Raw genomic sequence first — 14,500 nt, forward strand, 5'->3', positions numbered from 1 at the left:
AAGGCGTATCTCATCACGCCTTGAGCGCACCCTTGATCACGTCGGCAACGCGCGCCTGTGCCGCTTCATCCATGTCGTGATAGCTCGGCAGGTTGATGGCGCGGGCGGCAATGTCGCGGGCATTCGTGCTGCCGGGCCTGGCTTCGAACATCGGCAGTTCGGACAGCGGCCAGAAGAACACCCGCGCATCGATATCGGCCTGCTTGAAGGCCTCGATCAGCTGCTCGCGGCTGACCCCGGTATCGCGATCAAACACCACCGTCGGCATCCAGTAGCCATTGGTGACGCCGGCGGGTTCCACATTCAGAGAAATGCCGTTCACCCCTGCCAACAGCTCGCGGTAGTGCGCCATGATCCGCCGCTTGCCGTCGATCAACTCGTCGATACGTTCCATCTGCGCGCAACCAATGGCCGCGGCAATGTTTGACATCTTGAACTTGTATCCGGTCATCAGCGGGAAGAACTGGCGCGGCTCACTTGCGTCGCGGCCATGGTTGGAAAGCGTATTCACTTTCTCGAAAAGCGCCGTGTCGTTGGTGACGAACATGCCGCCTTCGCCGGTGGTCATCGTCTTGGTTCCGTGAAACGAGAACGTGCCGAAGGCGCCCATCGACCCGGCGCGCTTTTCGCCCCAGGCGGAGCCGATCGCCTCGGCTGCGTCCTCGACAATGGCGATGCCGTGGCGCTCTCCGACATCTAGAAGCCGGTTCATGTCGCACATCGAGCCGTAGAGATGGACCGCCATGATCGCCTTGGTCCTGGGTGTGATCGCCGCCTCCACTTGCGCCGGGTCGGCGCACCATGTGTCTGCCAGAATGTCGACGAAAACAGGTGTGGCGCCGAGATGGACGACGGGCGCCACCGAGGCGATCCAGTTGGTGTCCGCCATGATCACCTCGTCGCCGGGCCCGATGCCCAGCGCCGCCAGTCCGAGATGCAGGGCCCCGGTGCAGCTTGACGTCGCGATCGTGTGCCTGACGCCAAGATGGGCCGCGAAGTCGCGTTCCAGCCGGTTGAGATAGTCGTAGCACTGTGCGCCCCAGCCGTTTCGGGCGGCGTCTGTGGCGTAGCTGACTTCCAGCTCCGTGATGGATGGTTTGGTATAGGCAATGCGTGCTGTCATGGAAGCTTTTCCAGCGGTCGGTCCGCCTCTGTCTAGCGCTCCGACCCTGCGTGGAGATTGCGCCGCGCGCCAAAATAGCTGTTGGCGGCGCCAGCCAAATTTGGCATGAGGTGGAAGCGAGCAACAAGGGGACCGCCATGCGCACCGTCTATGTCAATGGAAGCTATGTGCCGGAAAACGAAGCCAAGATCTCGGTCTTCGACCGGGGCTTCCTGTTCGGCGATGGTATCTACGAAGTCGCTTCGGTGCTGGGCGGCAAGCTGATCGATTTTCCGGCCCACATCGCGCGGCTGCACCGTTCCGCCGGCGAACTCGGCATGCGCTTTAGCGTAAATGACGATGAGTTGCTGGCAATCCACCGCGAACTGGTCAGCCGCAACCAGGTCGAGGAAGGCGTGGTCTATCTGCAGATGACCCGAGGCGCCATCGACCGGGATTTCCTCTTCGATACCGAAAAGCTTACGCCAACGCTGGTGCTGTTTACCCAGAGCCGTCCGCTGATCGATACGGCGGTGGCGAAGAACGGCATGAAGGTCGTCTCGATACCGGACCTGCGCTGGGGCCGTTGCGACATCAAGACGGTGCAGTTGCTCTACCCCTCGCTTGGCAAGATGGAAGCCAAGGCGCGCGGCGCCGATGATGCCTGGATGGTGCGCGATGGCGTGGTCACCGAAGGCACCTCCAACAATGCCTTCATCGTCACCAAGGACGGCACCATCGTTACGAGGCCGTTGTCGCACTCGATCCTGCCCGGCATTACCCGCGCAGCCCTGATGGTCTATTCGGAAGCCAATGGCACCAAGGTCGAGGAGCGCGAATTCACCATCGAGGAAGCGAAGAACGCCGCGGAAGCCTTCATCACCTCTGCCTCCGTCTTTGTCGGACCGGTGATCTCGATCGACGGCGTAGAGCTGTCGGGCGGTAAGCCCGGTCCGGTCACGCTCGGCCTGCGCAAGACCTATATCGAGGAAAGCCTCAAGCGCGCTCTGTAATGTCGAGCCGGGCCGCAGGGACCCGGCTCGCATTTAATCTCAGACAGATTTGATAGCGCCGCCGTCGCAGCGGATCATCGATCCGTTGACGTAGCTCGCCCGCGCGCTGACGATGAATGCGGCCGTATTGGCGAATTCTTCGACCTCGCCGTAACGGCCGACCGGGATCTGGCCCTGGGCCGCCTTGGCAACCTCAGCCACATCCTTGCCCGACCGCTTGGCGTTGGCGGCATCGAGCTCCTTCAGCCGTTCGGTATCGATGCGGCCAGGAAGCAGCATGTTGAAGGTGATGCCGTCAGCCGCGGTTTCGTTGGCCATTGATTTCGACCAGCCGACGAGCGTCGAGCGCAGCGCGTTGGACAGTCCCAGATTGGGAATCGGCTGAATGACGCCCGAGGAGGCCACGGTCAACACCCGGCCCCAGACCTGCGCCCGCATTCCGGGCAGGAAGCGTGCGGTAATGTCCATCACGCTCATCACCATGATCTCGAACTGGCGGTGGACAACCGACAGGTCGGCCTCGCTCATCAGGCCGGGAGGCGGGCCGCCGGTGTTGTTGACCAGGATATCCAGGCCGCCAAACTCGCGCTTGACGGTTTCCTCAAGCAGCGCCGGCGTGGCCTTGTCGGTAAGGTCACTCACCACGAACCGTGCGGTGCCCGCGCCGCGCGCATTGATCGCCTCGACCGCCGCTTGCAGACGCGCGCCATCGCGTCCGGTGATCAGCACATCAGCGCCCTCGGCGGCAATGGCTTCCGCGATGCCAAGGCCCAGTCCGCGCGATGACGCCAGCACAAGAGCACGTTTTCCTGTCAATCCCAGATCCATGAAGTCTTTCCCTGTTTGCCTGTTGCCTGCTAAAGGCATGCCTATCAGTTGCCGCCCGAGGCCGAAAAGGTCAACCCCGGCAGAGCCGGGCAGATAGGGCAAGCTAATCCAGGGAGAACCCCAGCGTGGTCGAGATTACCATTCCGAAGCCTGATGACTGGCACCTGCACTTGCGCGACGGCGCCATGCTCGAAGGCATTCTGCCCTTCAGCGCCCGGCATTTCGCCCGCGCCATCATCATGCCCAACCTTGTGCCCCCGGTGGTCACCAGTGCGGATGCAGAAGCCTATCGCGACCGCATCATGGCGGCCTTGCCCTCAGGACTCGATTTCACGCCCTTGATGACGCTTTATCTGACCGAAGGCACCGATCCGGCGGATGTCGCAAGCGCCCATGCCTCGGGGCTGGTGACGGCGGTGAAGCTTTATCCCGCGGGTGCCACCACCAATTCCCACTCCGGTGTCCGCGACCTTGCCAAGGTCATGCCCGTGCTCGAGAAGATGGCCGAGATCGGCATGCCGCTGTGCATTCACGGCGAGGTCACCGATCCTGCGGTCGATATCTTCGACCGGGAAGCTGTCTTCATCGAAACCGTGCTCGATCCGCTGCGCCGAAACCTGCCCGGGCTCAAGATCACGCTTGAGCACATCACCACATCCAACGGCATCGACTATGTCATGGGTTCGGACGCCAACCTCGCTGGCAGCATCACCACGCATCACCTGATGATCAACCGCAACGCCATCCTCGCAGGCGGTATCAAGCCGCATTACTATTGCCTGCCTGTCGCCAAGCGCGAGAGCCACCGGCTGGCGCTTCGCAAGGCTGCGACTTCCGGTGACAGGCGTTTCTTTCTCGGCACCGATTCCGCACCCCATGTCGATCCCTTGAAGGAATGCGCCTGCGGTTGCGCCGGCATCTTCACCTCGATCAACACCCTGTCGTGCCTCGCCCACGTTTTCGAGGAAGACAAGGCGCTCGACAGGCTTGCCGGATTCGCGAGCCTTAACGGCCCGGCGTGGTACGGACTGCCGGTCAACAGCGAGACCGTGACACTGGTCCGGCGCGACCAGCCGGTGAATTGGCCCGACAGGATCGAGACCGGTGACGGGCCAGTGACGGTGTTCGACCCGCTTGTGCCCATCCACTGGGAAGTTGCCTGAGCGCACTTTAACCGCGTGGTCCGAACTGGTATTCGGATCCCCGAAACCCTCGCCGGACCTGGTGTCCGGGCCCGACCCTGGAGGCAACGCCGATGTTTTCCAACACGTTTCCCGACAAGGCGAAGATCGCCGAACTTGTTGCCAGCCAGCTTCTGGAAATCAAGGCGGTGCATTTCAACGCCACCGAGCCCTACAAGTTTGCCTCGGGGCTGATGAGCCCGGTCTACATCGATTGCCGCAAGCTCATTTCCTATCCGCGCATCCGCTCCGCGGTGATGGACTTCGCCGCCGCCACGATCCTGTCGGAAGCCGGCTTCGAGCAGTTTGACTGTGTGGCCGGCGGTGAGACCGCAGGCATCCCCTTCGCCGCCTTTCTCGCCGAACGGCTCGGCCTGCCGATGATTTATGTACGCAAGAAGCCCAAGGGCCATGGCCGCAACGCCCAGATCGAGGGCGAACTGCCCGAAGGGTCGCGGGTGCTGGTGATCGAGGATCTGACCACCGCCGGCGGATCGATGTTCACCTTCATCGACGCCATTCGCGCGGCGGGCTGCACGGTCGATCACGGCATTGCGCTGTTTTACTACGGCATCTTTGAAGAGGCCGGAAAGCGTTTCGCCAACGGCAATGTCGAGCTGCACTATCTCGCCACCTGGCGCGACGTGCTGGCTGCAGCGACAAGGCAGAAAGCCTTCGATCCGGCAACGCTCGCCTCTGTCGAGGCCTTCCTCGATGCGCCGCTTGAATGGTCGGCGCAGCATGGCGGCGTCTCCGAACTTCCGGCATAAGGCAAGGCAACCCTGTCCGCTTGGGCACCATGTGGAGGAGACACGATGATCATCTGTTGTGGCGAAGCGCTGATCGACATGCTGCCGCGGACATCGACACAAGGCGAGGACGCCTTTGCGCCCTATGCCGGCGGCGCGGTGTTCAATACGGCTCTGGCACTCGGTCGCCTCGGTGTCGACACCAGTTTCTTCACGGGTCTCTCGAGCGACATGTTCGGCGATATCCTGCGCGAAGCGCTGACCGCCAGCGGCGTCGACCACAGTCCGTGCGCGACACTTGATCTGAACACCACGCTGGCATTCGTCCGGCTGGTCGATGGCCACGCCAGCTACGCCTTCTTTGATGAAAACACCGCCGGGCGGATGATCACCGAAGCAAATCTGCCGGATCTCGGTGAAACCGTCGAAGCCTTGCACTTCGGCGCGATCAGCCTGATCTCCGAACCCTGCGGCTCCACCTATGAGAGCCTGATGCGGCGCGAGCAGGGATCGCGCGTCATGTCGCTCGATCCCAACATCCGGCCCGGCTTCATCACCGATACGGACAAGCACCGCGCCCGCATCGACCGCATGATCGCCATGAGCGATATCCTGAAGATGTCGGACGAGGACCTCGAATGGTTTGGCCAGCCCGACATGGAAACCGCGGCAAGGCTCTGGCTCGGGCAGGGGCCCAGCCTGGTGGTCTTCACCCGCGGTGCCAGGGGCGCCATCGGCTTTACCCGCGAACACACGGTCGAGGTTGACGGTGTCGCTGTCACGGTTGCCGATACGGTCGGCGCTGGCGACACATTCAACGCCGGCATTCTCGCTTCGCTGAAACGCGACAATCTGCTGACCAAGCAGGCGATGAAGACCCTCTCCGCTGATGCCATCCGCAATGCGCTCAGCCTCGGCGCCCGGGCCGCCGCCGTCACGGTCTCGCGGCCGGGCGCCAATCCGCCCTGGGCCCGGGAAATCGGCTTCTGACCGTTTTCTGATCAGGCCCTCAGGCGTCGCCGCGCATCTGACGAATGGTTTCTGCCAGCATCAGGGTCGAGCTGTCATGACCTTCGCCGCTGTTCTCGCCCTTGACCACCGGCAGCAGCGCGGTGGCGAGCTCCTTGCCAAGTTCGACACCCCACTGGTCAAACGCGTTGATCCCGAAGATCTGGGCTTCGACAAACACCCGGTGCTCGTAGAGTGCGATCAGCCGCCCAAGCGCAAAAGGTGTCAGCATCTCGTAGACGAAAGTGATCGACGGCCGGTTGCCCGGAAACGTCTTGTGTGGCGCAAGCCGGTCGGCCTCGCTCTCCGAAGTGCCACCGGCCATCAGCTGCGCCCGTGCTTCCTCCGTGGTGCGGCCGCGCATCAACGCTTCCGATTGCGCCAGGCAATTAGCGACCAGCAACTGGTGCTGATGCGCAAGCTGCGGCTCGTGGCCTCTGGCGGCGATCATGAATTCCACCGGGATCACGTCGGTGCCCTGGTGCAGCAGCTGGAAGAATGCGTGCTGGCCGTTGGTTCCGGGTTCGCCCCAGACGATCGGTCCCGATGCGGTCTCGACCGGCTTGCCGTCCAGTCCGACAGACTTGCCGTTCGATTCCATGTCGAGCTGCTGCAGATAGGCCGGGAACCGCGACAGGCGCTGGTCATAGGGAATGATCGCCCGGCTCGGATAGCCGCAGACAAGCCGGTGCCAGACGCCCAGAAGTCCAAGCAGCATCGGCAGGTTGCGCTCGATCGGAGCGGACTTGAAATGCTCGTCCATGGCCCGCGCTCCGGCCAGGAAATCTCCGAAACCGGTTTTGCCGATGGCAATCATCAGCGGCAAGCCGATTGCCGACCACAGCGAGTAGCGACCGCCGACCCAGTCCCAGAAACCGAAAACGCGGTCTTCCTTGAGGCCGAACCTGGCCACCTTGTCGAGCGCGGTGGAGAGCGCTGCGAAATGCAGGGCTACCGCGGCTTCGCCCAGGCTCGAGACGATGAATTCCCGCGCCGTTGCGGCGTTGGTCATGGTCTCGATCGTTGTGAAGGTCTTCGAGGCGACGATGATCAGCGTTGTTTCCGGATCGAGGCCGGACAAAGTGTCGGCAATATGCGCGCCATCGACATTGGAGACGAAATGCAGCCGCGGGCCGTCATGGTAGGGCGCCAGGGCCAGCGTCGCCATTACCGGGCCAAGATCCGAGCCGCCAATGCCGATATTGACCACATCGGTGAAGCGCTTGCCGGTTGCGCCGAGGATCGATCCGCTGCGCACCCCGTCCGAGAACCGTCCCATGGCGTCAAGCACCGCATGGACCTGCGGCACCACGTTCTCGCCATTGACGCGGATGTCGGCATCGGCTGCGGCTCTGAGGGCGGTGTGCAGAACCGCGCGGCCTTCCGTCGTGTTGATCGCCTCACCCGCAAACATCTGGTCCCGCTGCGCCTCGACACCGGCTGCCTTGGCCAGTCCGGAAAGCAGCGCCAGGGTCTCGTCATTCACCGCGCATTTGGAGAAATCCATCCGCAGATCGTCAAGCCCGACCGTGTAACGGCGAGCACGGCCGGAATCCTCTGCAAAGGCAGCCCGGAGGTCACGGGGCGCATCGCTTGCAAGGTGGGATTTGAGGGCGGACAAAGCCTGATGGGTGATCTTCGACAAGGCGGGAACTCCATGTTTGGGATGCCCACCTATGCGGCGAGGCCCGCGGGAAATCAAGTTTCCCGCGGGCCTCGTATGTCTTGAATCGAGTTTTCGCTCAGGCGTCGCGCAATTCGCGGCGCAGGATCTTGCCGACATTGGTCTTCGGCAATTCATCCTTGAACACAACGATCTTCGGGCGCTTGTAGTTGGTCAGCCCGGTGGCGCAATGTTCCTTCACATCGGCCTCGGTCAGGTTCGGATCCTTGCGCACCACAAACAGCTTGACCGCTTCGCCCGAATGCTCGTCGGGCACCGCAACGGCTGCGGCTTCGGCCACGCCCGGATGCGATACCGCAACTTCCTCGATCTCGTTCGGATAGACATTGAAGCCCGAGACCAGGATCATGTCCTTCTTGCGGTCGACGATCTTGGTGTAGCCGCTCTCGTCCATGAAGCCCATGTCGCCGGAGCGGAAATAGCCGTCATCGGTCATCACCTTGGCGGTCTCGTCCGCTCGGTTCCAGTAACCCGCCATCACCTGCGGACCCTTGATGCAGATCTCGCCGACTTCGCCCAGCGGCATCGACTTGCCATCCTCGTCACGGATGTCGATATAGGTCGAAGGCAGTGGCAAGCCGATCGTCCCGGAGAAATCATCGGCGTCAAACCGGTTGGCCGTGGCCACCGGAGCGGTTTCCGACAACCCGTAGCCTTCCGAGATCACGCAGCCGGTCAGTTGCTTCCAGCGATCCGCAACCGGTCGCTGTACCGCCATGCCGCCGCCAAGCGACAGCAGCAGCGGCTTGAAGTTCAGCTTCTGGAAGTCTTCGTTGTTGAGCAGCGCGTTGAACAGGGTGTTCAGTCCCGGAAAGACGTGGAACTCGTACTTGCCCAGTTCCTTGACGAAGCCCGGGATGTCGCGGGGGTTTGGAATCAGCAGGTTGTGTGCACCCTGCGACATGCCCATCAGCGCATTCACCGTCAACGCGAAGATATGGTAGAGCGGCAGCGCACAGACATAGAGCAGCACATCGGGTTTCTGCTTCTTGATGAAGGCTGCGGGAAGCCACAGGTCGTTCTGCGCCACGTTCGAAAGCACGTTGGCATTGGTCAGCGTGGCACCCTTGGACACACCGGTGGTGCCGCCGGTGTATTGCAGGAAGGCTACGTCATCGGGCTTCGAGTTTCCGGGCTTGAGTGTCTTTCCCTGGCCGGCGGCAAGCGCCGCCTTGAAGCTGACATGGCCGGGCAGAGACCAGTCCGGGACCATCTTCTTGACCTTGCGGACAACGAAATTGACCAGGTGGCCCTTCAGGCCCAGCAGGTCGCCCATGGTCGCCACGCAGACATGCTTGACGTCGGTTCTGGAAATCACCTGTTGCAGCGTCACTGCGAAGTTCTCGAGAATGAGAATGGCCTTGGCGCCCGAATCCTTGAGCTGGTGTTCAAGTTCACGCGGCGTGTAGAGCGGGTTGACATTGACCACCGTGTAGCCGGCGCGCAGTACAGCCGCCATTGCCACCGGCATCTGCAGGATGTTCGGCATCATCACCGCAACCCTGTCGCCCTTCTCAAGGCCAAGCGATTGCAGCCAGGCGCCGATCGCCGAGGACATGCTTTCCATTTCCGAATAGGTGATGGTCTTGCCCATGCAGGTATAGGCCGGCCGGCTGGCAAACCGCTTGAACGAATCCTCGATCAGCCCTGCGATTGACGAGTAGTGCAGCGCTCCGATGTCGGAAGCGGTGTTTGGCGGATAGGACGCCAGCCAGATGCGATCCTTGGCAGCAGTCGTGTTCATGATGTCTCACTCCCTCTTTATATCCGGATGCGGGCGCATGCCTTGGTGTGGCTGCTGCTCCTCTTCCCTCACGCCGGTTCCTTCAAGATTTAGAATGCCACGATCCCCGTTGCAATGCCTTCCCTTGACGTAAGCGTCAAAATTTCGTGCATTATTGGTCACAGCCTCTGGCTGAAAGCGCCCAGATGGCTTGAGAAGTCGTCAAATGCGCCGTCTCGGGTTTATCTGCCCACCGCATCGGCGCCCATTCCGACGATTGCCTCGTCAATCTCGCCGATGGCGCCCTTGTCCTTGCCGGTGTAGGGCAGTTCCTTCAGGATCGTCCGAATGACATTGATCCGGGCACGCCGCTTGTCATTGGCCTTCACCACGGTCCATGGCGCATGGTCGCTATGGGTTTGCTTGAGCATCAGGTTGCGCATTTCCGTGTAGTCATCCCACTTGTTCAGGCTGGAGATGTCCATCGGTGACAGTTTCCAGGACTTGAGCTTGCTGTGGCGGCGGTCGTGGAAGCGCTTGAGCTGCATTTCGCGTCCGATGTTGAGCCAGAACTTGAACAGGTGGATGCCAGCATTCACCGGCATGCGTTCGAAGTGTGGGGTTTCCTCGAGAAAATGCGCGTGCTGCTCGGGTGTGCAGAACCCCATCACCGGCTCCACCCCGGCGCGGTTGTACCAGGAGCGGTCGAACATCACGAATTCGCCGGATGTCGGGAAATGATCGACATAGCGCTGGTAGTACCATTGCCCGCGCTCGGTCTCGGTGGGTTTGGGCAGGGCCACGATGCGGGCCGACCGCGGGTTCATGTAGGCCCGGGTCGCGCCGATCGATCCGCCCTTGCCGGCCGCATCGCGGCCTTCGAACACCGAAATCACCCGCTTGCCGGTCTCGCCGAGCCAGGTCTGCACCTTGACCAGTTCAACCTGCAGCGCTTCGAGCGTGTCTTCGTACTCGTCACGATCAAGTTTCTTCTTGTAGGGATAGTTGTCCGACGTGAAGGCATGGTCATCCACCCAGTCCGGCAACTTCGGATCGTCGATGTCGAAGCTCCTCAGCTTGCCATCGACCTCGATCTCGACTGCCCGGCTGGTTGTATCGCTGCCCATTCTCTCTTCCTTTCGCTACGCGCTTCACCCTGAGAACGGACCGACGTCACGATGCTTCAACCGGGACGGGTCATCTCTTCGGGACGGACAATACGGTCGTAATCGGCCGCTGTCACGAGGCCGCTCTTGAGAGCCTCCTCACGCAAGGTGGTGCCGTTCGCATGCGCCTTCTTGGCAATCGCCGCCGCGTTATCATAGCCAATCGTTGGCGCCAGCGCGGTGACAAGCATCAGCGAGCGTTCCAGCGACGCCTTTATATTGTCCTTTCGGGCCTCGATGCCGACAACGCAATTGTCGGTAAAAGAGACAGCGGCATCGGCGAGCAGTTGCACCGACTGCAGGAAATTGTAGGCCATCACCGGATTGTAGACATTGAGCTCGAAATGCCCCTGGCTGCCGGCGAAGCTCAAGGCTGCATTGTTGCCGAACACCTGCACGCAGACTTGGGTCATCGCCTCGCACTGGGTCGGGTTGACCTTGCCGGGCATGATCGACGAGCCCGGCTCGTTCTCCGGCAGGGCCAGTTCGCCCAGACCCGAGCGCGGGCCTGAGCCCAGAAAGCGGATGTCGTTGGCGATCTTGAACAGCGCCGCCGCCGCGGCATTGATGGCGCCGTGCGAAAACACCATGGCGTCATGGGCGGCCAGCGCCTCGAACTTGTTGGGAGCGGTGACAAACGGCAACCCAGTTATGGCCGCGACACGCTCGGCCACTTTCTCGGCGAAGCCGACCGGCGCATTCAGTCCGGTGCCGACCGCCGTGCCGCCCTGGGCCAGCTCGTAAAGGCCGGGCAAGGTCGTTTCGATCCGGCGGATCGAGGAGGCGACCTGTGCTGCGTATCCGCCGAACTCTTGCCCGAGCGTCAGCGGCGTTGCGTCCTGCGTGTGGGTCCGGCCGATCTTGATGATCCCGGCAAAGGATTTCGCCTTGTCATCAAGGGCCCCATGCAGCTGTTTCAGCGCCGGCAGCAGGTGATGGACCAGCTGCTCGGCGCAGGCAATGTGCATGGCCGTCGGATAGGTGTCGTTGGAAGACTGGCTCATGTTGACATGGTCGTTGGGATGGACCGGTTTCTTCGATCCCATCTCGCCCCCCATCATCTCGATGGCGCGGTTGGAAATCACCTCGTTGGCGTTCATGTTGGACTGGGTGCCCGATCCTGTCTGCCAGACCACAAGCGGGAAATGCCCATCGAGCTTGCCGTCGATCACCTCCTGCGCAGCGGCCACGATGGCCTTGCCGGTCTCCGAATCAAGGCGGCCCAACTCCATGTTGGTTTCCGCCGCGGCCCGCTTGACGGTTCCCAGTGCACGCACGATCGAAAGCGGCTGGGTTTCCCATCCGATCTTGAAATTGCCGAGCGAGCGTTGTGCCTGCGCCCCCCAATACTTGTCTGCTTCCACCTCGATCGGGCCAAAGCTGTCGGTTTCGGTTCTGTAACTGGACATTCCGGGTATCCTGATCACCTGTTCTTTTGCCGGACCGGCCGGTTTCCCACTTGAAAGGCCACATCGTCATTGTGATTTCAAGTTGTGGAGTTAAACAAGTAGAGCATCACGCAAGCGGACAAGTCCGGACGGGGAAATCAATGGTCGAAAACACACAGGATCTGCCGGAAGGCGAAGAGGCCCGGACTGGTCTTGCCGCACGCCTCAGGTCCCACGTGCTCCCGCTTGTTCTGGCTGGTGTGGCCGCGATTGCCACGGTGCCTGCGGGTCTGGAGCCGTGGCAGGCTCTGATCGGCTACGGCGCCTTCGCGGCAGGTCTGCTGTTCTGGCGCACGGGCAAGGCCGGCGCCCGGTCTCGCGCGAGGAAAAAGGCTGCGAAACTGAACCCGCCGGATTTTGCCATTATCGAGGCGCTCGACATGCCTACGATCGTGTTCGACCGGGACACCCAGATCGTGCGCCAGAACGCTGCCGCGAGATCCCTTGTCGGCGCCTATCCCGAGCGCGCGGTGCTGTCGGCACGGATAAGATCGCCGGCCATACTCGATCTTGTCGCGCGGGTGGTCGCTCGCGGCATTCCCGAGAGCGTAGAGCATACAGAGCGGGTGCCATCGGAGCGCTGGCACGAGGTCCGGGTTGCACCGGTTTCCACTGCTGCCGATCCGGGCAAGCGATTGTTTGTCATCACGTTCCGCGATCTCACGGAAGCAAGGCGCATGGACCGGATGCGGACCGACTTTGTTGCCAATGCCAGCCACGAACTCAGAACGCCGCTGGCTTCGCTGATGGGATTCATCGAGACCATGCAGGGGCCGGCACGCAACGACGAAGCCGCTCGCAGCCGGTTTTTCGGCATCATGCTGGAACAGGCGCAACGCATGGCGCGCCTGATCGACGATCTGCTGTCGCTGTCGCGGCTCGAGATGCGCGCCCATGTCGCCCCTGAGGGGGAAGTCGATCTAGGACGGACGGTCGCGCACGTGGTTGATACGCTGAAGCCGATGGCAAGCGACCTCGGCGTCGAGATCGAACTGGAACTGCCCGAACAGGCAGCCGTCGTCACCGGCGATGTCGATGAGCTCATCCAGGTCTTTTCCAACCTGATCGAGAATGCCTGCAAATACGGCCAGACCGGCAAGCGCGTTCAGATCACCGTTGCCGACACCGAGGGGGAAGGCGCGCATGTCACGGTAAGGGACTTTGGCCCGGGTATAGCAAAGGAGCATGTTCCCCGCCTCACCGAACGGTTCTATCGCGTCGATGTGGAGACCAGCAGGGCGAAAAAGGGGACCGGTCTTGGCCTGGCGATCGTCAAACACATCCTTGCCCGCCATCGAGCCCGGCTGGTTGTACGCTCCACGCCGGGGGAGGGATCGGCCTTCACTGTCAAATTCGGCCCCTCCGTCTCCGGCAAGATCTCAACAAAAAATCAATTATACAATTAATATCAATGACTTAAAATGTCATAAAACAGTGATCTAATTGTCATAAAACGGAATCCCGAAAGGCCTAGAAAAGGCCAGCCTTAGATGGCTGACACCATGGTCCTGCAAAAGGGCCTTGCCACCCTGACCCATGACGGGAGATTCCCATGAACGCAATTAAACTCGCCGCAGCCGCCATCCTGGCTTCCTCGGCACTCACCGGTGCTGCTGTCGCCCGTGACCAGGTCCAGATCGCTGGTTCCTCCACTGTTCTTCCCTACGCCTCGATTGTTGCCGAAGCCTTCGGTGAAAACTTCGAGTTTCCGACCCCGGTTGTTGAATCCGGCGGTTCGGGCGCAGGCCGCAAGAAGCTTTGCGAAGGTGTTGGCGAAAACACCATCGACATTGCCAACTCTTCGTCGCGCATCAAGCAGTCCGACATCGACCTTTGCGCCTCCAACGGCGTGACCGAGATCCAGGAGGTCCGCATTGGTTACGATGGCATCGTGTTCGCCTCGGACATCAATGGTCCTGAGTACGCGTTCACCCCTTCGGACTGGCACAATGCACTTGCTGCCAAGGTCCTGAAGGACGGCCAGCTGGTCGACAACCCTTACAAGTCCTGGAACGAAATCCGCGCCGATCTTCCGGCTCAGGAAATCCTGGCATTCGTTCCCGGCACCAAGCACGGCACCCGCGAAGTCTTCGACGAGAAGGTCATCATCGCTGGTTGCGAAGAAAACGGCGCTGCTGAGGCCCACAAGGCCGCTGGTGCCGAAGACGTGGACGACGCCTGCATGGCTCTCCGCACCGATGGCGTCTCGATCGACATCGACGGCGACTACACCGAGACGCTGGCTCGTGTTGACGCCAACAAGAACGGCATCGGCGTTTTCGGCCTGTCCTTCTATCAGAACAACACCGACAAGATCCGCGTCGGCACCATGGGTGGCGTTGTTCCTTCGGTCGAGTCGATCGCTTCGGGTGAATATCCGGTTTCGCGTCCGCTCTACTTCTACGTCAAGAACGCACATCTGGACGTGATCCCTGGTCTCCAGGAATATGTCGAGTTCTTCGTCTCTGACGAAATCGCTGGCCCCGACGGCCCGCTCGCTGCCTACGGTCTGGTTTCCGATCCGGAGCTCGCCAAGACGCAGGAAATGGTGAAGAGCCGTACCCCGATGGGCGCGCTGAACTGATCCGTTTGACGCCA

General features: G+C 61.5%; 12 protein-coding genes. 6 read left to right on the forward strand and 6 right to left on the reverse strand.

The window, feature by feature from the left end; translation table 11 throughout:
- Positions 1-13: 13 nt before the first annotated feature.
- Complete coding sequence (locus GTW23_RS14425; protein ID WP_252916247.1) at positions 14-1,123, reverse strand: DegT/DnrJ/EryC1/StrS family aminotransferase; 1,110 nt, start codon at positions 1,121-1,123, stop codon at positions 14-16.
- A gap of 137 nt (positions 1,124-1,260) precedes the next feature.
- Here GTW23_RS14425 and GTW23_RS14430 point away from each other — a divergent pair, with 137 nt between their 5' ends.
- The gene (locus tag GTW23_RS14430) at positions 1,261-2,115 is read left to right on the forward strand and encodes a D-amino-acid transaminase (RefSeq protein WP_152010300.1); all 855 of its coding nucleotides are present in this window, start codon (positions 1,261-1,263) and stop codon (positions 2,113-2,115) included.
- A 39-nt stretch (positions 2,116-2,154) separates the two neighbouring features.
- Here the strand turns inward: GTW23_RS14430 and GTW23_RS14435 are convergent, their stop codons facing one another.
- Positions 2,155-2,943, reverse strand: a complete 789-nt coding sequence (locus GTW23_RS14435) for an SDR family oxidoreductase (protein WP_252916248.1) — start codon at positions 2,941-2,943, stop codon at positions 2,155-2,157.
- Between the two features lie 125 nt (positions 2,944-3,068).
- On the opposite strand from GTW23_RS14435, the gene pyrC reads away from it, so the two are divergent.
- The 3 genes from pyrC to GTW23_RS14450 all read left to right on the forward strand — a co-directional run bounded on the left by pyrC (position 3,069) and on the right by GTW23_RS14450 (position 5,863).
- The gene (gene pyrC, locus GTW23_RS14440) at positions 3,069-4,106 is read left to right on the forward strand and encodes a dihydroorotase (protein WP_152010298.1); all 1,038 of its coding nucleotides are present in this window, start codon (positions 3,069-3,071) and stop codon (positions 4,104-4,106) included.
- A 92-nt stretch (positions 4,107-4,198) separates the two neighbouring features.
- Positions 4,199-4,894, forward strand: a complete 696-nt coding sequence (locus GTW23_RS14445) for an orotate phosphoribosyltransferase (protein ID WP_252916249.1) — start codon at positions 4,199-4,201, stop codon at positions 4,892-4,894.
- 45 nt (positions 4,895-4,939) lie between these two features.
- On the forward strand, positions 4,940-5,863 hold the full coding sequence (locus GTW23_RS14450; RefSeq protein ID WP_252916250.1) for a carbohydrate kinase family protein: 924 nt from the start codon (positions 4,940-4,942) through the stop codon (positions 5,861-5,863).
- Between the two features lie 19 nt (positions 5,864-5,882).
- On the opposite strand, the gene pgi is transcribed toward GTW23_RS14450, so the two are convergent.
- The 4 genes from pgi to fumC form a co-directional block, all read right to left on the reverse strand.
- A complete protein-coding gene (gene pgi, locus GTW23_RS14455; RefSeq protein WP_252916331.1) occupies positions 5,883-7,517 on the reverse strand; it encodes a glucose-6-phosphate isomerase in 1,635 nt (544 codons plus the stop codon).
- Between the two features lie 106 nt (positions 7,518-7,623).
- Positions 7,624-9,309, reverse strand: coding sequence for a long-chain fatty acid--CoA ligase (locus GTW23_RS14460; protein ID WP_152010294.1), 1,686 nt, complete (start codon positions 9,307-9,309; stop codon positions 7,624-7,626).
- Positions 9,310-9,530: 221 nt separating this feature from the next.
- A complete protein-coding gene (gene ppk2, locus GTW23_RS14465) occupies positions 9,531-10,415 on the reverse strand; it encodes a polyphosphate kinase 2 (protein ID WP_252916251.1) in 885 nt (294 codons plus the stop codon).
- 56 nt (positions 10,416-10,471) lie between these two features.
- The gene (gene fumC / locus GTW23_RS14470; RefSeq protein ID WP_252916252.1) at positions 10,472-11,863 is read right to left on the reverse strand and encodes a class II fumarate hydratase; all 1,392 of its coding nucleotides are present in this window, start codon (positions 11,861-11,863) and stop codon (positions 10,472-10,474) included.
- Between the two features lie 140 nt (positions 11,864-12,003).
- Between fumC and phoR the strand changes: the two genes are divergently transcribed.
- Both phoR and GTW23_RS14480 read left to right on the forward strand, forming a co-directional pair.
- The gene (gene phoR, locus GTW23_RS14475) at positions 12,004-13,308 is read left to right on the forward strand and encodes a phosphate regulon sensor histidine kinase PhoR (RefSeq protein WP_152010291.1); all 1,305 of its coding nucleotides are present in this window, start codon (positions 12,004-12,006) and stop codon (positions 13,306-13,308) included.
- Positions 13,309-13,454: 146 nt separating this feature from the next.
- The gene (locus GTW23_RS14480) at positions 13,455-14,486 is read left to right on the forward strand and encodes a substrate-binding domain-containing protein (RefSeq protein WP_152010290.1); all 1,032 of its coding nucleotides are present in this window, start codon (positions 13,455-13,457) and stop codon (positions 14,484-14,486) included.
- Positions 14,487-14,500 lie beyond the last annotated feature (14 nt).

Source organism: Parahoeflea alexandrii (genome assembly GCF_024105735.1).
Classification (GTDB): domain Bacteria; phylum Pseudomonadota; class Alphaproteobacteria; order Rhizobiales; family Rhizobiaceae; genus Hoeflea; species Hoeflea alexandrii.

Excerpts from the sequence above, each read along its gene's own strand:
- GTW23_RS14425 (WP_252916247.1), bottom strand. The coding sequence starts at position 1,123 with ATGACAGCACGCATTGCCTATACCAAACCATCCATCACGGAGCTGGAA.
- GTW23_RS14430 (WP_152010300.1), top strand. The coding sequence starts at position 1,261 with ATGCGCACCGTCTATGTCAATGGAAGCTATGTGCCGGAAAACGAAGCC.
- GTW23_RS14435 (WP_252916248.1), bottom strand. The coding sequence starts at position 2,943 with ATGGATCTGGGATTGACAGGAAAACGTGCTCTTGTGCTGGCGTCATCG.
- GTW23_RS14445 (WP_252916249.1), top strand. The coding sequence starts at position 4,199 with ATGTTTTCCAACACGTTTCCCGACAAGGCGAAGATCGCCGAACTTGTT.
- GTW23_RS14450 (WP_252916250.1), top strand. The coding sequence starts at position 4,940 with ATGATCATCTGTTGTGGCGAAGCGCTGATCGACATGCTGCCGCGGACA.
- GTW23_RS14460 (WP_152010294.1), bottom strand. The coding sequence starts at position 9,309 with ATGAACACGACTGCTGCCAAGGATCGCATCTGGCTGGCGTCCTATCCG.
- ppk2 (WP_252916251.1), bottom strand. The coding sequence starts at position 10,415 with ATGGGCAGCGATACAACCAGCCGGGCAGTCGAGATCGAGGTCGATGGC.
- fumC (WP_252916252.1), bottom strand. The coding sequence starts at position 11,863 with ATGTCCAGTTACAGAACCGAAACCGACAGCTTTGGCCCGATCGAGGTG.
- phoR (WP_152010291.1), top strand. The coding sequence starts at position 12,004 with ATGGTCGAAAACACACAGGATCTGCCGGAAGGCGAAGAGGCCCGGACT.
- GTW23_RS14480 (WP_152010290.1), top strand. The coding sequence starts at position 13,455 with ATGAACGCAATTAAACTCGCCGCAGCCGCCATCCTGGCTTCCTCGGCA.